Raw genomic sequence first — 16,748 nt, 5'->3', positions numbered from 1 at the left:
GTTGTCCGACCCGGTTACCGTGCCAGCGGCCGGCCACCGGGGCCCGGCAGCGCAGGCGATCGGAGGACATGGTGGTCTTCAAGCGGCTCATGCAGGCGATGGGCGTGGGCGGTCCGTCGGTGGAGACGGTGCTGGCCAACCCGAACTGCCGCCCCGGCGGGCAGCTGGAGGGCCGGATCCAGGTGGTCGGCGGGGACCACCCGGTGGACGTCACGTACGCGGCGCTTGGCCTGGTCACCCGGGTCGAGGTGGAGAGCGGCGACAACGAGTACGACACCACTCAGGAGTTCGGCCGCCGGCAGGTGACCGGCGCGTTCCGGCTGGACCCGGGGCAGCGGTACGAGGTGCCGTTCCGCTTCGAGGTGCCCTGGGAGACCCCGCTGACCGACCTGTACGGCCAGCACCTGCACGGCATGACGATGGGGCTGCGTACCGAGCTGGAGGTGGCCCGGGCGGTGGACAAGGGTGACCTGGACCCGGTGGCGGTGCACCCGCTGCCGGCCCAGGAGCGGTTGTTGGCGGCCTTGCTGCGGCTGGGCTTCCGGTTCGCCCGGGCGGACGTCGAGCGCGGGCACCTCTACGGCGTGCACCAGCGCCTGCCGTTCTACCAGGAGATCGAGTTCCACCCGGCGCCGCAGTACGCGCACGCGATCAACCAGTTGGAGGTCACCTTCGTGACGGATCCGCACCAGGTGCAGGTGGTGCTGGAGCTCGACAAACGGGGCGGCCTGTTCACCGAGGGCCGGGACGCCTTCGGCCGCTTCACCGTCGAGCACGCCACCGTGGACCGCACCGACTGGACCGCCCAGCTCGACGCCTGGCTCCGCCAGTCCCTCCGCCGCCGCGGCCTCTTCTCCTGACCCGCTCAGAGCCGCGTTGATCAAGGAGTTTGCGTCTCGGGAAGTCAGATCTCAGACGCAAACTCCTTGATCAACCTGCCAGGGCTAGAGATCCAGGAGGATGGTGCGGGGGCCCACGTTGACGCTCTCGACCAGCATGTGCGCGCGGAACCGGCCGGTCTCGACCTTGGCGCCCCGGGCGCGCAGCTCCTCCTCGACCGCGGTCACCAGGGGTTCGGCCTGCTCGGCGGGGGCGGCCGCCGTCCAGGTCGGCCGCCGGCCCTTGCGGGCGTCCCCGTACAGGGTGAACTGGCTGACCACGAGGATGGGTGCACCGGTGTCCGCGGCGCTGCGCTCGTCGTCCAGGATGCGCAGCTCGTGGATCTTGCGGGCCATGGTGGCCGCCACCTGTCGGGTGTCGGTGTGGGTGACCCCGAGCAGCACCAGCAGACCGTCGGCGATCTCGCCGACCACCTCGCCGTCGACGGTCACGCCGGCCCGGCTGACCGTCTGCACCACCGCCCGCATCAGGCCACCACCGGCTCGATGATGCCGCGCTCGACCAGGTGCGCCACGATCGGGCCGGCCGCCTCGGCCAGCTCGTCCGGGGTGACGTCGTGCGCGGCGGCGAGCAGGGCGAGCTGGTCCCGCAGCGGCAGCTTGCCGTCCGCGCCGCCGACCAGGGCGAGCACCAGCGGATCGATCTCCTCGGACCAGCGCAGCCCGTGCGGCATGGCGAGGACCTGCCGGTCCACCGCCCAGCCCTCGTCGCCCATGGTCGCCTCCTGCCGCAGCTGGAGCCCCTCGGCGGCCCGGTAGCGGGCGGCCAGCAGCCCGTCGGTGTCGCGGGTCCGCAGCCAGTCCTGGCGGTCGAACCACTCGGCGATCCGGTCGCCCATCGGCGGCTCCACCCGCTGGCGCAGGTCCTCCACCCGGACGATCGGCTGGTCGTGGCCCGCGCGGCGCAGCGAGACGATGCCGAAGCCGATCGCCTCCACCTTGTGCGCGTCGAACCAGTCCAACCAGGCCGCCATCCGGTGCGGGTCGGCGGCCTCCCCGACGTCGGTGAGCCACAGGTTGACGTACGCCATCGGGTCGGCCACCTCCCGCTGGATCACCCAGGCGTCCAGCCCGGTGCCGGCGAACCAGCCGGCCACCCGTTCGTCCCACGCCTCGCCGGTGACGTGCACCCAGTTGGCCAGGTACTGCATCGTCCCGCCCTCGGTGAGCAGGTGCGGGGCGGCGGCGGCCAGCTCGGCGCCGATCGCGTCGCCGACCCGCCCCGAGTCCCGGTAGACGTGGGTGGTGGTGCCGGGCCCGACCACGAACGGCGGGTTGCTGACCACCAGGTCGAACCGGCGCCCGGCCACCGGGGCCACCAGGTCGCCCTGGAGCAGCTCCCAGTCCTGCCCGTTGAGGGCGGCAGTGGTGGCGGCGAAGCGCAGCGCCCGCGGCGCGACGTCGGTGGCGGTGACCTTCCGGGCGTGGGTGGACAGGTGCAGTGCCTGGACGCCGGAGCCGGTGCCCAGGTCCAGCGCGGTCTCCACCGGACGGCGGACGGTCGCGCCGATCAGCGTCTGGGTGGCCCCGCCGATGCCGAGCACGTGCTCGGCGTGCAGCGGCTTGCCGGGCCGGGCGCTGGCCGGCACGTCGGCGAGCACCCACCACTCGTCCCCGTACGGCTCCAGGTCGACGCCGGCACGCAGGCCGTCGCCGTGCCGCTCGACGATCCCGCCGGCGACGGCCTCCTCGACGGGCAGCGGGGCGAGCGCGGCGGCCACCGCCGGCTCCGGCTCGGTCTGGTCGCAGATGAAGACCCGGATCAGGGTGGCGAGCGGGTCCTGGTCCTCGGTGGCGCGCAGCGCCGCCCGGAAGTCGTTGCGGGCCACGCCGCCGGTGGCCTGCGGGCCGAGCCGGTCGGCGATGCCGTTGGCGGTGAAACGCGCCCGGGTCAGCGCGGTGCGCAGCGCGTCGACGCCCGCGGGGGAGAGCAGCATGTCATGACGGTCCACGTCGCCATCCTGCCTCCCCGGCGGCGCCGATCGCCCGGCACCCACGAGATCCATACCGCGCGACGAATTGATTGGAGGTTATCTCTTTCATGACTGTCGATGCCTGGCTACGATCTCCCCCAACATCTTCGATGGGTGCCCGGGTCGCGAGCGCGGGCGCCCGGTAGGGAGCCAGACGATGTCCGACGTGTCCGTTCCTCGGCGTCGCGCGCTGCGCGCGCTCGCCGTCACGGCCGCCGCCGCGGCCCTCGCCGCCGCCGCCTCCACCCCCGCCCTCGCCGCGCCGACCGGCGACGTTCGCTACGCCGGCGCCCCGGACGCCATCAGCGGCAGCTACCTGGTGGTGCTCAAGGGCGACGCGGTCGGCGTCGCCAACAGCCTCGCCGCCCGCTCCGCGGTCCCGGACCGCGCCGCCGCCCTGGCGAAGCGCTACGGGGGCAACGTCGGCACGGTCTGGAGCGCCGCGCTGACCGGCTACAGCGCGACGATGAGCGCCGCGCAGGCCCGCCGGCTCGCCGCCGACCCGGCCGTGGCGTACGTCGAGCAGGACCGGGTGGTGACCACCCAGGGTACCCAGACCGGCGCGACGTGGGGGCTGGACCGGATCGACCAGCGCAACCTGCCGCTGAACAGCACCTACACCTACCCGAACACGGCCACCAACGTGCGGGCGTACATCATCGACACCGGCATCCGGATCACGCACAGCGACTTCGGCGGCCGGGCCAGCTGGGGCACCAACACGGTGGACACCAACAACACCGACTGCAACGGCCACGGCACGCACGTCGCCGGCACGGTCGGCGGCAACACCTACGGCGTCGCCAAGGGCGTCCGCCTGGTCGCGGTGAAGGTGCTCAACTGCGCCGGCAGCGGCAGCACCACCGGCGTGGTGAGCGGCGTCAACTGGGTGACCGCGAACGCGGTCAAGCCGGCCGTGGCCAACATGAGCCTCGGCGGCGGCGCCAGCACCAGCCTCGACAACGCGGTGGCCAACTCGATCGCCTCCGGCGTCACGTACGCCATCGCGGCCGGCAACTCCAGCGCCAACGCGTGCAGCTACTCGCCGGCCCGGGTCGCCTCGGCGATCACCGTCGGCGCCACCACCAGCACCGATGCCCGCGCCTCGTACTCCAACTACGGCTCCTGCCTGGACATCTTCGCGCCTGGCTCGTCGATCACCTCGGACTGGAGCACCAGCGACACGGCCACCAACACGATCAGCGGCACCTCGATGGCCACGCCGCACGTGGCCGGCGCGGCGGCGCTCGTGCTCAGCGCCAACCCGTCGTACACCCCGGCGCAGGTGACCAGCTACCTGACCACCAACTCCACCGCCAGCAAGGTGACCAACCCCGGCTCCGGCTCGCCGAACCGACTGCTGTTCGTCGTCAACTGACGACCCGCCCGCCCGCGGCCCGGTGGACCTCACCCCTGTCCACCGGGCCGCGTCGCGTGGCGCGGGGAGTCGGCTCGGCGCGCGGCGGCCCGACCGGCAGGATGGAGGCATGACGCTCTCCCTGCCCATCGACCCGCAGGCCAACGAACTGCTGGCCCGCAGCCCGCTCGCGCTGCTCCTCGGCATGGTGCTCGACCAGCAGGTGCCGATGGAGAAGGCGTTCTCCTCCCCGTACGTCCTCGCGCAGCGGCTGGGCCACGAGCCGGACGCCCGGGAGCTGGCCGGGTACGCCCCGGAGGCCCTGGTCGCCCTCTTCGCCCAGCCGCCGGCCCTGCACCGGTTCCCCAAGGCCATGGCGGCCCGGGTCCAGGAGGTGTGCCAGGTCCTGGTCGACCGGTACGACGGCGACCCGGCCCGGCTCTGGTCCGACGTGACCGACGGCCGGGAGCTGCTGCGCCGGGTCGGCGAGCTGCCCGGCTTCGGCAAGCAGAAGGCGCAGATCTTCGTGGCCCTGCTCGGTAAGCGGTTCGGCATCACCCCGGACGGCTGGCGGGAGGCCGCCGGCGGGTACGGCGACGCGGAGGCGTACCGGTCGGTGGCCGACGTGACCGATCCCGAGTCGCTGCGCCGGGTCCGGGAGTACAAGCAGCGGATGAAGGCGGAGGCGAAGGCGGCGAAGAGCTGACGCGGGGCCGGCCGCCGGAGCAGCCCGCGCCGCCGATCTGACGGCCGGCCGCACCGGCCGCGTCAGGCAGCGTCGGGGACGTGGTCAGGCGGGCCGGACGGCGGTCAGGCGGCGGTCGGGCGGGAGAGCGCGGCGAGCGCCCGCCGGACGTCGGCCAGGGAGACCGTCGCCGAGTCGTCCAGGTCGGCCAGGCCGGCCTCGATCCACTGCCGCATCAGCGTGGTCACGCCGATGCCGCGCGCCTCGGCGGCCGTCCGGACCCGTTCGTACGTCTCCAGCGGAAGGCGTACCGAGCGGCTGACCATCGGCACGTCGGTGTCGGGGGTGGGCAGCTCCGCCGGCTGTGTCTCGTCGATCAGGTCGGCGAGGGCGTCGCCGCCGTCGTGGAACCGCTTGGTCGCCTCGTTACGGTGCATCGTGACCGCCTCCTCGTCGGCGTGATCTCCGTACCGCCTCGTCGTAGCGCTTGGCCTCGACGTCGCTCAGTTCGCGGGCGGAGAGGATGTCCCAGTCGTTGTCGGTGCCGTCCGCCTCGGCCAGCAGCACGGCGAGGCGTCGCCCCCGGTGGTCGGTCGCGTAGACCACCATCACGTCGTCCCCGAGGTGCCGGATGACCCGTCGCGTGCTGTGCAGGGCCTCCCAGACTTCCCCGGGCGTGACGTCGTAGACCCGCAGGTTGGCCAGCGCCTCGTCGGTGAAGCTGAACCGGTTGGCCATGGCCCGAGCGTACCACGCGCGTAACACGCGCCCGGCTCCAGGCGATTTTCGCCGATCATCCGCCCGGAGTGACAGGATGAGGGGTAACCCCTTGAGGAGGTCGTGGTGAAGCGTCAGGCGTACGAGCCGATCCTGATCACCGACGCCGCGCGCAGCCAGGACGACCAGCTCAACAGCCGGCAGAAGCGCTACGTGCTGATGATGGGCATCCGCGTCGCATGCCTGGTGGCCGGTGCGATCCTGGTCGGCGCGAAGGCACCCCTGCTCTGGCTCTGGCTGCCGCTGTGCGGCCTCGGGATGGTGCTCATTCCGTGGCTGGCGGTGCTGCTCGCCAACGACCGCCCGCCGAAGGAGCAGCACCGGCTCGCCAACAAGCTGCACGCCCGGCACGAGACACCGCCGATGGCGCTCCCGGCCGAGGAACGTCCGCACAAGGTCATCGACGCCGAGCCCTGACCGGTCCAGGCGCCCACACCCGGACCGGCCCGCCGTCAGGGGGTGGGGCGGGCGCCGACCGAGGAGACGGCGAGCGCGCCGAGGTCGCCGGCCCGGGACAGGGCCGCCCGCGGTTCGGCACCGCCCAGCCAGGCGAGGAGCAGCCCGGAGGCGAACGCGTCCCCGGCTCCGGTGACGTCCACCACGGGCACGCCGCGCGCGGGCGCCGTCTCCACGCGCCCGGTCCGGTCCACCCAGACCGCCCCGGCCGCGCCCCGCTTGACCACCACCCGGTGGGCCACCGCGGTCAGCGCCCGCGCCTGCGCCGCCGGGTCCAGCCCGCCGGCCAGCACGGTCGCCTCGTCCCTGTTGACCAGCAGCAGGTCGACGTCGCGTACCCAGGCCAGGAAGGCCGCCGCACCGACGCGCCGCAGCGGTGCCGCGGAGGCCGCGTCGACGCTGGTGGTCAGCCCGCGCTCGCGGGCGACGGCCAGCGCCCGCAGTCCCGCGCCGCGCGACCCGGCGTCGAGCAGGGGGTACGCGGACAGGTGCAGGTGCCCGGCGTCGGGCGCCGCCGCCAGGGCCCGGTCGACGTGCCCGGCGGTCAGCCGCAGGTTCGCCCCGCGCTGGCTGACCATGGTGCGGTCCCCGTCGTGGGCGAGCACGATCACGGTGCCGGTCGGGTAACCCTCGTGGCGCTCGACCGCGCAGGTCACCCCGACCCGTGCCAACTCGGCGACCCGGTCCCGGCCCGCCTCGTCGTCGCCGGTCGCGGCCACCAGCGTGACGTCGGCACCCTGACCGGCCAGCCAGGCGGCGGTGTTGGCCGCCTGCCCGCCGCCGCTGAACCGGATCGCGGCCGCGGTGTCCGAGCCGGTCGCCAGGGGTCCGGAGAGCACCGCGACCACGTCGGTGATCACGTCGCCGACGACGACGATGCCGGGTGCCCGGCTCATGCCGCCACCTCGCTCATGCCGGGGAATCGGTACGCCGGGCCGCCGCGGCGACCGCGATCCGTGCCGCCAGGTCGGCGTTGCGCAGGATGATCCGCACGTTCACCGCCAGGCTGGCGCCCTCGGTGGCCGAGTGGAAATGGGCGAGCAGGAACGGCGTGACGGCCTTGCCGGTCACCCCCTCGCGGGCCAGCATGGCCAGCCCCTCGGCGAGGGTACGGTCGTGCAGCGCCGGGTTGAGCTGCTGGTTGACCGGGAGCGGGTTCGCCACGATCAGCCCGCCCTGGTGCACGCCCTGCCGTTCCCGGGCGACGAGCACGTCGGCCACCTGCTCCGGCGACTCCACCGACCAGTCCAGGTCGAAGCCGGCGTCGGTGAGGTAGAAGCCGGGGAAGCGGCGGGTCCGGTAGCCGACCACGCTCACGCCCAGGGTCTCCAGCCGCTCCAGCGTGGCGCCCACGTCGAGGATCGACTTCACGCCGGCGCAGACCACCGCGATCGGCGTCCGGGCCAGGGTGACCAGGTCGGCGGACTCGTCGAAGGTCTGGGCCGCCTCTCGGTGCACCCCGCCGAGGCCACCGGTGGCGAACACCCCGATCCCGGCCGCCGCGGCCACCGCGCTGGTGGCGGCCACCGTGGTGGCACCGTCCGCGCCGGTCGCGGCGGCCACCGCGAGATCGCGTACGGACAGTTTGCTCACCCCGTCGACCGTGGCGAGCCGGGTCAGTTGCGCGTCATCCAGGCCGACGATCAGCTCGCCGGCGACCATGCCGATGGTGGCCGGGACGGCGCCCGCGTCCCGGACGGCCTGCTCGATCTGCCGCGCCACCAGCAGGTTGTCGGGCCGGGGCAGGCCGTGCGAGACGATGGTGCTCTCCAGGGCGACGATCGGGCGTCCGGCGCGCAGGGCGTCGGCCACTTCGGTCCCGAAATGGATGTGAAAGTTGGTCACTTCCGTTACGGTACGGGCCGCTCTTCGGTGACCTGCGGTGGACCGGCCCCGGAGAAGCTGCCAAACTGGAAATTTGGAGGTGTAGCAGTGAGCACACAGGTTCTCGAGCGTCCCGAGGTGAAGGACGCCGACACCGGCCCGGAGATGTTCCACTACGTCCGCAAGGACAAGATCGCCGAGAGCGCGGTCATGGGCACGTTCGTCATCGCGCTGTGCGGGGAGACCTTCCCGGTCACCAAGGCGGCCAAGCCGGGTTCGCCGGTCTGCCCGAAGTGCAAGGAGATCTACGACTCCTGGGGCGAGTGACCGCGGGCGGCTCCGCCGCCCGCCCACGTAACCTTCGCCGGTGACCACCTCCACCGCCCTGCTCGTCGCCGACCTCACCGGGGTTGCGGTCTTCGCCGCCTCCGGGGCCTCGGCGGCCGTGGCAAAACGACTCGACCTCTTCGGGGTGGCCTTCGTCGGCGTCGTCGCCGCCCTCGGCGGCGGGATCTTCCGGGACCTGGTCATCAATGAGGTCCCGCCCCTGGCCTTCGCCGACTGGCGGTACGCGGTCACCGCGACGGCCACCGCCGCCGCCGTCTTCTGGCTGCACCCGCAGCTCGCCCGGCTGCGCACCACCGTGCTGGTGCTCGACGCGGCCGGTCTCGGGCTGTTCACCGTCACCGGCACGCTCAAGGCCCTCGACGCGCACGTCCCGGCGGTCGGCGCCTGCATGATCGGCATGCTCACCGCGATCGGCGGCGGTCTGGGGCGCGACCTGCTCACCGGCGAGATCCCGGTGGTGCTGCGCCGGGAGATCTACGCCCTCGCCGCGCTGGCCGGGTCGATCGTGGTGGCGCTGCTGTCGGCGTACGGACAGGCGCACACGGCCGGGCTGATCGTCGCGGCCGCCTTCGTCTTCGTGCTACGGCTGGTCTCGCTGCGGCGGCGCTGGTCCGCCCCGGTCGCCGCACTGCGCCCGCCCCGCACCGGCACCCGCGGCCCGCAGGGCTGAGCCGCCACCGCGCGGGGTGGGCGGATGTGACCAGCGTGGCGTCGAGTGGGGAGAAAGGGCCCCGCTGGTTATGCTGAGTCGGCCTTCGCGGCTCGTTCTGCGCGGAGGCGTTTTCATGGGCGGCGGAACCCGTGGCCCTCGGCCGGGGCCCGCCGTCGTGCGGTCGGAGAGGAGCTACGCGTGGCACCGCGGTTGCCGGCGCTCGAGACGTTCCCGCCCCTGCGTGCCTGGCAACGCAAGGCGATGGTGGAGTACCTGCGCCGGCGCACCGAGGACTTCACCGCGGTCGCCACGCCCGGTGCCGGCAAGACCACCTTCGCCCTGCGGATCGCCGCCGAGCTGCTGAACGACGGCACCGTCGAGGCCGTCACCGTGGTCGCCCCGACCGAGCACCTGAAGACCCAGTGGGCGCAGGCCGCCGCCCGGGTCGGCATCCAGCTCGACGCCGCCTTCCGCAACGCCGACCTGCACTCCGCCGCCGACTTCCACGGCGCCGTCGTCACGTACGCCCAGGTCGGCATGGCACCGCAGGTGCACCGGCGGCGCACCATGACCCGGCGCACGCTGATCATCCTGGACGAGATCCATCACGCCGGCGACTCCCGGACCTGGGGCGACGGCGTCAAGGCGGCCTTCGAGCCCGCCGTACGCCGGCTGATGCTCACCGGCACGCCGTTCCGCTCCGACGACAACCCGATCCCGTTCGTCGCCTACGAGCGGGGCGGGGACGGCCTGCTCCGATCCCGCGCCGACTCCGTCTACGGCTACTCCGACGCGCTGCGCGACGGCGTGGTCCGGCCGGTGCTGTTCCTGGCCTACTCCGGGGAGACCCGGTGGCGCACCAACGCCGGTGAGGAGCTGGCCGCCCGGCTGGGCGAGCCGATGACCCAGGACCTCGTCGCGCAGGCCTGGCGTACCGCGCTGGACCCGGCCGGCGACTGGATGCCGCAGGTGCTGCGGGCCGCCGATGCCCGGCTGACCGTGCTGCGCAACGCCGGCATGCCCGACGCGGGCGGGTTGGTGATCGCCAGCGACCAGCAGACCGCCCGCTCGTACGCGAAGCTGATCGAGCAGGTGACCGGCGAGCGGGCCGCCGTGGTGCTCTCCGACGACCAGGGGGCGTCCGCGCGGATCGCGACATTCGCGGCGTCCGAGCAGCGCTGGCTGGTCGCGGTCCGGATGGTCTCCGAGGGGGTCGACATCCCCCGGCTGGCCGTGGGCGTGTACGCGACCAGCGCCAGCACCCCGCTCTACTTCGCGCAGGCCATCGGCCGGTTCGTCCGGGCCCGGCGGCCCGGCGAGACCGCCTCGGTCTTCCTGCCCAGCGTGCCGCACCTGCTGGGGCTGGCCAGCGAGATGGAGGCCGAGCGGGACCACGTGCTCGGCAAGGCGAAGGACCCCGACGGCTTCGACGACGACCTGCTGGAGCGCGCCCAGCGGGACGACCAGGCCAGCGGCGAGCTGGAGAAGCGGTTCGCGGCGCTCTCCGCGACCGCCGAGCTGGACCAGGTGATCTTCGACGGCGCGTCGTTCGGCACCGCCGCCCAGGCCGGCACCCCCGAGGAGGAGGAATATCTCGGCCTCCCCGGGCTGCTCTCCGCGGATCAGGTCGCGATGCTGCTGAGCAAGCGGCAGGCCGAGCAGTTGGCCGCGCAGCGGCGCAAGGCCGCCCAGCGGACCGCTGAGCCGGCCGCCGAGGCGCCCGCGCCGTCGATGAGCGCCGCCCAGCGCCGGGTCGCGCTCCGGCGGCAGTTGAACGCGCTGGTGGCCGCCCAGCACCACCGGACCGGGCAGCCGCACGGCAAGATCCACGCCGAGCTGCGCCGGATCTGCGGCGGCCCGCCGAGCGCCCAGGCCACCATCGAGCAGCTCGAAGAGCGCATCGCCACCGTCCAAACCCTCTAACAACCACCGAGGCGACACTTTCGGGGAAAGTGGCCCATCAGGGCGCCGCGAGGGCCCACTCTCGGCGAAAGCGCGCCTTGAGCACACGCCCGGCGGACCGAAGACAGGCCAGCCAGGACCGGCGCGACCAGGGCGAGCCTTTAGCCCGTACCCCGAGGCACGAGTCACGCAGCCCGCCGTGTGGGTAGCGCGACAGCCGGGACATCGGGTCCAGGTGCGGACATCGGGCCGAAAAAGCCGGCCGGAGGCACCTTTCGGTGCCTCCGGCCGGCTTATGTCGAGTTGCGGATTCCTCGGACTCAGTTCGCCATCAGATCGGCGCCACGCCAGCTGAACTCCGGGTCCGTCGCGTACCGCACGGTGATCTTCACGAGATCCTCCGCGTACTTGTTCGCGTGGTGCCCACAGAACACCAGCTCGCTCCCACCCGCCAGAGTGATCCGGAGCTTGCCGGCAGCATTGCAGCGGTCGCACCGTTCATCGGCGGCCGGGGGGCTCACCGTCTCGGGCGGCGGCGTGAGGGTCGGGGTCATCGCCTTCCTCCTCTGGTCGTCACCGATGAACACTCTCTTCGGTCCTTGCTCACCTATCGTGCAACACCTAGCTCGGGCCCTGCCTTCCCTGTGTGCCCGCGGGGGACCGAGGTCACACCTGGCGCGGAAGACAGTGTGCCGTGCTTCAAGGGTGCCACGTCAACGATCACAAACAGGCAACCGACCGATCACCAATGAGTGTTCTACGGCTGGTGATCAAACCGACACGACTGGTTGACGCGTGCGGTCAGTCCAGGTAGTCGCGGAGCACCTGCGAACGCGAGGGATGCCGCAACTTGGACATGGTCTTGGATTCGATCTGCCGGATCCGCTCCCGGGTCACGCCGTACACCTGGCCGATCTCGTCCAGGGTGCGCGGCTGGCCGTCGGTGAGGCCGAAGCGGAGGCGTACCACGCCGGCCTCACGCTCGGACAGCGTCTGCAGGACCTGCTGGAGCTGGTCCTGCAGCAGCGAGAACGAGACCGCGTCGACCGCGACCACGGCCTCCGAGTCCTCGATGAAGTCACCGAGCTGGCTGTCACCCTCGTCGCCGATGGTCTGGTCCAGCGAGATGGGCTCCCGGGCGTACTGCTGGATCTCCAGCACCTTCTCCGGTGTGATGTCCATCTCCTTGGCCAGCTCCTCCGGGGTGGGCTCGCGGCCCAGGTCCTGGAGCAGCTCGCGCTGGATCCGACCGAGCTTGTTGATCACCTCGACCATGTGCACCGGGATGCGGATGGTGCGGGCCTGGTCGGCCATGGCGCGGGTGATGGCCTGGCGGATCCACCAGGTGGCGTAGGTGGAGAACTTGTAGCCCTTGGTGTAGTCGAACTTCTCGACCGCGCGGATCAGGCCGAGGTTGCCCTCCTGGATCAGGTCGAGGAAGGCCATCCCGCGACCCGTGTAGCGCTTGGCCAGCGAGACGACCAGTCGGAGGTTCGCCTCCAGCAGGTGGTTCTTGGCCCGCTCGCCGTCCCGCGAGATCCAGAGCAGGTCGCGCTGCATGTCCCGGGTGAGCTTCTCCTCGCCCTCCTCGGCGGCGCGCAGCCGCTCGGCGGCGTAGAGGCCGGCCTCGATCCGCTTGGCGAGCTCGACCTCCTGCTCCGCGTTGAGCAGGGGCACCTTGCCGATCTGCTTCAGGTAGGCCCGCACGGAGTCGGCGGAGGCGGTCAGCTCGGCGTCGCGACGCGCCTGCTTGAGCGCCTCGGACTCCTCGTCGTCCCACTCGAAGTCGTTGTCGTTGGCGGAGTTGGCCGCGTCGGCCTCGGCGGCCTGGGTCAGCTCGGCCGGCTCGTCGACCACCACGTCCTCGATCTCGGCGGCCAACTCCTCCGGGTCGATGTCGCCCTCAGGGCCCTCGCCCTTCGACCCGGCCTTCGCCGGCTTTGCGGCAGCGGTCTTCGCCGCCACGGTTGCCTTGGTGGCCCGGGTCGCCTTGGTGGCCTTCGCCGGGGCGGCGGCGTTGGCGGCCACCTCCGCGGTGGTGCCGGCGGCCTTGCGCGCGGTCGCCTTCCGCGGGGCGGGCGTCGGGACCTCCTCGGCGGCCGGTGCCTGCTTCGGGGCGGGCGCGGCGGCCTTCTTGGTGGTCTTGGCGGTGGTGGCCCGGGAAGCCGGCGTGGCGGACCGGGCGGCGGCCACCCGGCGGCGGGTGCTGGCAGAGCCGTCCACGACCACCGTCACTCCCGCCTCGGAGAGCGCACGCAGGATCTTCTTGGCCTGGGCCGGGGTCACCTCAGCGGACTCGACGGTGCGCGCGAGCTGGGCCGACGTGAGCTGGCCGCCGGCGCTCTGCGCGTGGGCGATCAGGGTGTCGGTGAGCGAGCGAACGTCGGCGCCGGTCTGGCGGGGTTCTGTCACGAATGACCTTCCGGAGGCGAAGAGCGAGCACGGCCGGGTCGTCCGGCGCAGCACGGAACGCCGTGCCGGGCGAGTCGTTGAGGGACCCCCGTGTCCCGGGCCGGCCGGTCGCTGGCGGTCCGTGGCGCGTGGGCAGGGTGAATTGTAACGCCGTCTGCGGCGATCATCCCGCGCCGCACGGCGTATCGGCGGTATGGACCGCCGATTCGGCGCAGATGTGGACTTTGTAAGGATGATACCCGCGCTCGACCGGGCCGGTCCTGGTCGTGCGGGAAGGGGACGAACATGATCGGCTCGGCGCCCACTCCGCCGGAACTGCTGGAGATCGCGATCACGGTGGCCCGGGACGCCGCCGCCACCGCGCACCGGATGCGGGCCGAGGGGGTGTCGGTCGCCGCGACCAAGAGCACGGTCACCGACGTGGTCACCGCCGCCGACCGGGCCGTCGAGCGCCAGGTGCTGGCCGCCCTGGGTACGCACCGCCCCGGCGACGCGGTACTCGGCGAGGAGTACGGCGCGGGGGAGACCGGGCCAGCCGCCGACGGCGGGGTGCGCTGGATCGTCGACCCGATCGACGGCACGGTCAACTACCTGTACGGGCTGCCGTACTGCGCGGTGTCGCTGGCCGCCGAGGTGGCCGGCGAGGTGGTGGCCGGGGTGGTGCGCAACGTCGCCACCGGGGAGGAGTGGACGGCCACCGCGGGCGGCGGCGCCTGGCGGGACGGGGAGCGGCTGCGCTGCTCCGCGGAGACCGACCTGGGGCAGGCGCTGGTGGCCACCGGGTTCGGCTACGACGCCGGCCGCCGGGCGCACCAGGCCCGGGTGGTCGCCGAGCTGATCCCGCACGTCCGGGACATCCGCCGGATGGGCGCCGCGGCACTGGACCTCTGCCTGGCCGCCGAGGGGCGGGTCGACGCCTACTACGAGAAGGGGCTGGCCGCCTGGGACCTGGCGGCGGGCGGCCTGGTGGCGCGCGAGGCGGGACTGCGGGTGACCGGTCTGTCCGGGCGGCCGCCCGGACCGGACCTGGTGATCGCCGCGCCGCCGGCGCTCTTCGAGCCGCTGCACACCCGGCTCGCCGCCCTGGACGCCTCCGGCGGCCCCTGACTACTTGTCCTTCTCCGACGTCGGGCAGGTGCCGGTCGGGGCCTCCGGGGAGCCGAGGTCGCCGAGGGACTGGTTGACCTCGGTGGTCGTGGCGAGCTGCTGGAAGGCGTTGCCGAGGATCACGTCGACCGTGTCGTCCGTGCGCTTCGCGTCGTACTGCTGCTCGGCGTTGTCGAGGAAGTAGGCCCGCAGCAGGTGCGCGGAGCCGACTCCCTTCGGGCCGAACCGCAGCACGGCGACTTCGTCCACGGCCTTGGGGGCGTTGCCGACCTTCTTGACCTGGAACTTGCGGTTGCGGAAGTCGTCCGCGACGCTGCCGGCCCGGCCGACCTCGTCGGTTCCGTTGTAGACGTTGATCTTGACGTCCTTCGGCTCGCGCAGCGTGACGTCCGCCAGTGGCCAGCCCTTCGGGCAGCCCGCGGCGGTGCCCGCCTTGCCCTGGGTGTCGCGGACCATCGCGACGATGACGAAGACCAGGGCGACGACCGCCAGCAGACCGACGACAACGAGTGCGCGCACTCGTGCAAAGCTCATCTGGCGCTCCCCGGTACAGAGATTGGGTGGTGGCCGTCGGCGGTCGGTCCGCCCCGCCGGCCGTCAAGTACGCCGCTGAGGTTAACGGTTGTCCGGCCGTGGCGTGGAAACAGCCCGACATGCCGGCGCGCCACCGAGGGAACGGGTAGTACTACCCCTATCTTCGTGTCGCCTGAGTCACATTGGGAACAACTTCGGGCGCAGGGGCGTACATCTCTGCCACGAGGGCGGTATACATGCCTCGCCCAATGGGGGGGTAAGGTTCCGCGCTCGCTGGGGTGTTCTTCTCTGGCGGACTCGGCCCACCGGTCGTCGGGTCGGGTGACCGACACAAAGTGGTGGCCGGCCAGTGGAACCGAAACAGCGTCCTCCGGCGTTACACCCGGAAGTGACCATATCGATATGGGAGAGTGAAACCGATGGCCACCGACTACGACGCCCCGCGTCGCGACGAGGTCGACCTCGGCGAGGACAGCCTCGAAGAGCTCAAGGCCCGGCGGGTCGACTCACAGTCGGGCGCCGTGGACGTCGATGAGGCCGAGGTGGCGGAGAGCTTCGAGCTGCCCGGCGCCGACCTGGCCGACGAGGAGCTCACGGTCAAGGTGCTGCCGATGCAGCAGGACGAGTTCCGTTGCGCCCGGTGCTTCCTGGTCCACCACCGCAGCCAGTTGGCGGTCGAGCGCAACGGCGAGCTGATCTGCCGCGAGTGCGCCTGATCACGACGTGTCCACCGGCGGCGGCCTCCTCGATGGGGCCGCCGCGGTCCGAGCCGCCGTGCGGCGGTGGCGGGAAGCTGCTTGACTCGTAACCGGCGGCTGTCACGCCGCCCAGAGACGGGAGGGCGGACGGGTGAGCGAGCACAGCGGGCGGGCCGGGGCACCGGACGCCGCCGGGACGGGCGCCCAGGGACCGACCGACCGGCCCGCCGAGCCGTCCGCGCCGGCCGTCGGGGGAGCGGCCGAGCCCTCCGCGCCGGCGGCCGGGGGCGGTGACGCGGAGCAGCTCGGCGCGACCGTCGCCGCGCTGACCGCGGACGACATCGCCCCGGCCCGGCGCCGGCAGCTGCTCACCCGACTGGTCGGCCAGGCCCGTGCCCGTGGCCTCGCCGACCTGTTCAAGCCCAAGGCTGCGATCCGCTGGATCACGGACACGGTCGCCGAGGTCGCCCCGCACGTGCCGGTCCGCGACCTGGCCACGCTCCGGCGGCACTTCCCCGGTCTGACCGACGACGAGCTGGCCGAGCGGCTGATCCGCAACGCCGCCCGGGCCACCGCCGGGGTCGGCGCGGCCGGCGGCGGGGTCGCCGCGGTCGAGTGGACGGTCACCCCGACCCTGCTCACCGCCCCGGTGCTGCTGGCCGCCGAGACGGTGGCCGTGGTCGCGATCGAGCTGAAGCTGGTCGGCGAGCTGCACGAGATCCACCGGGTGCCGCTGCCCACCGGCGGCACCCAGCGGGCCGTGGCCCTGATCCAGTCCTGGTCCAGCCAGCGGGGGATCAATCCGATGCTGCCCGGGGTCGGGGTGGGCGCGGTACTGGGCACCGCCGCCCGCCGGGAGCTGCGGGACAGGCTGCTGCGCCGCTTCGGCCGCAACCTGACCACGCTCGGTCCGTTCCTGACCGGTGCCGCCGTGGCCGGCTACCTCAACCGCCGGGCCACCCGGTCCCTCGCCGAGCAGCTCCGCAAGGACCTCCGCCGAAAGAGCCGGGAACTCCCCGGCTCCCGCCCCGCCCTGCCCTGAGCGCGCCGCGCCCGCGTGCCGCCCGGTCCGGCACCTCAGGCGCGGAAAGCGGGGCTCTCCGGCGGGGCACAGCCACTTGTTC

At 73.0% G+C, this 16,748-nt stretch carries 19 protein-coding genes; 10 read left to right on the top strand and 9 right to left on the bottom strand.

What is annotated here, in order from left to right; genetic code table 11:
* Positions 1–71: 71 nt before the first annotated feature.
* Positions 72–860, top strand: coding sequence for a sporulation protein (locus ACGF4F_RS21345; RefSeq protein ID WP_393079831.1), 789 nt, complete (start codon positions 72–74; stop codon positions 858–860).
* Between the two features lie 84 nt (positions 861–944).
* Here ACGF4F_RS21345 and dtd read toward each other — a convergent pair whose 3' ends face one another.
* Together dtd and ACGF4F_RS21335 are read right to left on the bottom strand one after the other, a co-directional pair.
* Positions 945–1,367, bottom strand: coding sequence for a D-aminoacyl-tRNA deacylase (dtd, locus tag ACGF4F_RS21340; RefSeq protein ID WP_393079469.1), 423 nt, complete (start codon positions 1,365–1,367; stop codon positions 945–947).
* Entirely contained in the window at positions 1,367–2,851 is a 1,485-nt protein-coding gene (locus tag ACGF4F_RS21335) for a methyltransferase (protein ID WP_393079466.1), read from the bottom strand. Before ACGF4F_RS21335 ends, dtd begins: the two co-directional genes overlap by 1 nt.
* 178 nt (positions 2,852–3,029) lie before the next feature.
* On the opposite strand from ACGF4F_RS21335, the gene ACGF4F_RS21330 reads away from it, so the two are divergent.
* Both ACGF4F_RS21330 and ACGF4F_RS21325 read left to right on the top strand, forming a co-directional pair.
* Complete coding sequence (locus ACGF4F_RS21330; protein WP_393079463.1) at positions 3,030–4,250, top strand: S8 family serine peptidase; 1,221 nt, start codon at positions 3,030–3,032, stop codon at positions 4,248–4,250.
* A gap of 109 nt (positions 4,251–4,359) precedes the next feature.
* The gene (locus ACGF4F_RS21325; RefSeq protein ID WP_357433372.1) at positions 4,360–4,935 is read left to right on the top strand and encodes an HhH-GPD-type base excision DNA repair protein; all 576 of its coding nucleotides are present in this window, start codon (positions 4,360–4,362) and stop codon (positions 4,933–4,935) included.
* 104 nt (positions 4,936–5,039) lie between these two features.
* Here ACGF4F_RS21325 and ACGF4F_RS21320 read toward each other — a convergent pair whose 3' ends face one another.
* Positions 5,040–5,351, bottom strand: a complete 312-nt coding sequence (locus ACGF4F_RS21320) for a hypothetical protein (protein WP_387276537.1) — start codon at positions 5,349–5,351, stop codon at positions 5,040–5,042.
* Positions 5,341–5,652, bottom strand: coding sequence for a hypothetical protein (locus ACGF4F_RS21315; protein WP_357433368.1), 312 nt, complete (start codon positions 5,650–5,652; stop codon positions 5,341–5,343). The genes ACGF4F_RS21320 and ACGF4F_RS21315 overlap by 11 nt, the downstream gene beginning before the upstream one ends.
* A 105-nt stretch (positions 5,653–5,757) precedes the next feature.
* On the opposite strand from ACGF4F_RS21315, the gene ACGF4F_RS21310 reads away from it, so the two are divergent.
* Complete coding sequence (locus tag ACGF4F_RS21310; RefSeq protein WP_357433366.1) at positions 5,758–6,108, top strand: DUF3099 domain-containing protein; 351 nt, start codon at positions 5,758–5,760, stop codon at positions 6,106–6,108.
* Between the two features lie 35 nt (positions 6,109–6,143).
* Here the strand turns inward: ACGF4F_RS21310 and ACGF4F_RS21305 are convergent, their stop codons facing one another.
* The gene (locus ACGF4F_RS21305) at positions 6,144–7,043 is read right to left on the bottom strand and encodes a carbohydrate kinase family protein (protein WP_393079458.1); all 900 of its coding nucleotides are present in this window, start codon (positions 7,041–7,043) and stop codon (positions 6,144–6,146) included.
* A 13-nt stretch (positions 7,044–7,056) separates the two neighbouring features.
* A complete protein-coding gene (locus ACGF4F_RS21300; RefSeq protein ID WP_393079455.1) occupies positions 7,057–7,992 on the bottom strand; it encodes a pseudouridine-5'-phosphate glycosidase in 936 nt (311 codons plus the stop codon).
* Positions 7,993–8,079: 87 nt separating this feature from the next.
* Here ACGF4F_RS21300 and ACGF4F_RS21295 point away from each other — a divergent pair, with 87 nt between their 5' ends.
* The 3 genes from ACGF4F_RS21295 to ACGF4F_RS21285 all read left to right on the top strand — a co-directional run bounded on the left by ACGF4F_RS21295 (position 8,080) and on the right by ACGF4F_RS21285 (position 10,894).
* The gene (locus ACGF4F_RS21295; RefSeq protein ID WP_357433360.1) at positions 8,080–8,298 is read left to right on the top strand and encodes a DUF3039 domain-containing protein; all 219 of its coding nucleotides are present in this window, start codon (positions 8,080–8,082) and stop codon (positions 8,296–8,298) included.
* 40 nt (positions 8,299–8,338) lie between these two features.
* Positions 8,339–8,989: a trimeric intracellular cation channel family protein gene (locus ACGF4F_RS21290; RefSeq protein ID WP_357433358.1), complete on the top strand. Its 651-nt coding sequence runs from the start codon at positions 8,339–8,341 to the stop codon at positions 8,987–8,989.
* Positions 8,990–9,169: 180 nt separating this feature from the next.
* Positions 9,170–10,894 carry a DEAD/DEAH box helicase gene (locus ACGF4F_RS21285; RefSeq protein ID WP_357433356.1) on the top strand — a complete coding sequence of 575 codons (1,725 nt, stop codon included), beginning with the start codon at positions 9,170–9,172 and terminating at the stop codon, positions 10,892–10,894.
* Between the two features lie 299 nt (positions 10,895–11,193).
* Here ACGF4F_RS21285 and ACGF4F_RS21280 read toward each other — a convergent pair whose 3' ends face one another.
* Together ACGF4F_RS21280 and ACGF4F_RS21275 are read right to left on the bottom strand one after the other, a co-directional pair.
* Complete coding sequence (locus ACGF4F_RS21280) at positions 11,194–11,427, bottom strand: hypothetical protein (RefSeq protein WP_073835435.1); 234 nt, start codon at positions 11,425–11,427, stop codon at positions 11,194–11,196.
* Positions 11,428–11,674: 247 nt separating this feature from the next.
* On the bottom strand, positions 11,675–13,285 hold the full coding sequence (locus ACGF4F_RS21275) for an RNA polymerase sigma factor (RefSeq protein ID WP_357433354.1): 1,611 nt from the start codon (positions 13,283–13,285) through the stop codon (positions 11,675–11,677).
* Positions 13,286–13,570: 285 nt separating this feature from the next.
* Here ACGF4F_RS21275 and ACGF4F_RS21270 point away from each other — a divergent pair, with 285 nt between their 5' ends.
* Positions 13,571–14,392 carry an inositol monophosphatase family protein gene (locus ACGF4F_RS21270; RefSeq protein ID WP_393079450.1) on the top strand — a complete coding sequence of 274 codons (822 nt, stop codon included), beginning with the start codon at positions 13,571–13,573 and terminating at the stop codon, positions 14,390–14,392.
* Here the strand turns inward: ACGF4F_RS21270 and ACGF4F_RS21265 are convergent, their stop codons facing one another.
* Complete coding sequence (locus ACGF4F_RS21265) at positions 14,393–14,911, bottom strand: LytR C-terminal domain-containing protein (protein WP_357434283.1); 519 nt, start codon at positions 14,909–14,911, stop codon at positions 14,393–14,395.
* A 434-nt stretch (positions 14,912–15,345) separates the two neighbouring features.
* Between ACGF4F_RS21265 and ACGF4F_RS21260 the strand changes: the two genes are divergently transcribed.
* Together ACGF4F_RS21260 and ACGF4F_RS21255 are read left to right on the top strand one after the other, a co-directional pair.
* On the top strand, positions 15,346–15,642 hold the full coding sequence (locus ACGF4F_RS21260) for a DUF4193 domain-containing protein (RefSeq protein ID WP_073835372.1): 297 nt from the start codon (positions 15,346–15,348) through the stop codon (positions 15,640–15,642).
* Between the two features lie 133 nt (positions 15,643–15,775).
* A complete protein-coding gene (locus tag ACGF4F_RS21255; protein WP_393079447.1) occupies positions 15,776–16,666 on the top strand; it encodes a hypothetical protein in 891 nt (296 codons plus the stop codon).
* The last annotated feature ends 82 nt before the right edge of the window (positions 16,667–16,748 follow it).

The sequence above is a fragment of the Micromonospora sp. NPDC047740 genome, from assembly GCF_043204735.1.
In the GTDB taxonomy this organism is placed as follows: domain Bacteria; phylum Actinomycetota; class Actinomycetes; order Mycobacteriales; family Micromonosporaceae; genus Micromonospora.
The sequence above is the reverse complement of the archived record's forward strand: the minus strand, read 5'-3'. Positions and strand labels throughout refer to the sequence as shown.

Coding starts and splice junctions, on each gene's coding strand:
- ACGF4F_RS21315 (WP_357433368.1), bottom strand. CDS start 5,652: ATGGCCAACCGGTTCAGCTTCACCGACGAGGCGCTGGCCAACCTGCGG.
- ACGF4F_RS21305 (WP_393079458.1), bottom strand. CDS start 7,043: ATGAGCCGGGCACCCGGCATCGTCGTCGTCGGCGACGTGATCACCGAC.
- ACGF4F_RS21260 (WP_073835372.1), top strand. CDS start 15,346: ATGGCCACCGACTACGACGCCCCGCGTCGCGACGAGGTCGACCTCGGC.
- ACGF4F_RS21325 (WP_357433372.1), top strand. CDS start 4,360: ATGACGCTCTCCCTGCCCATCGACCCGCAGGCCAACGAACTGCTGGCC.
- ACGF4F_RS21330 (WP_393079463.1), top strand. CDS start 3,030: ATGTCCGACGTGTCCGTTCCTCGGCGTCGCGCGCTGCGCGCGCTCGCC.
- ACGF4F_RS21320 (WP_387276537.1), bottom strand. CDS start 5,351: ATGCACCGTAACGAGGCGACCAAGCGGTTCCACGACGGCGGCGACGCC.
- ACGF4F_RS21280 (WP_073835435.1), bottom strand. CDS start 11,427: ATGACCCCGACCCTCACGCCGCCGCCCGAGACGGTGAGCCCCCCGGCC.
- dtd (WP_393079469.1), bottom strand. CDS start 1,367: ATGCGGGCGGTGGTGCAGACGGTCAGCCGGGCCGGCGTGACCGTCGAC.
- ACGF4F_RS21270 (WP_393079450.1), top strand. CDS start 13,571: ATGATCGGCTCGGCGCCCACTCCGCCGGAACTGCTGGAGATCGCGATC.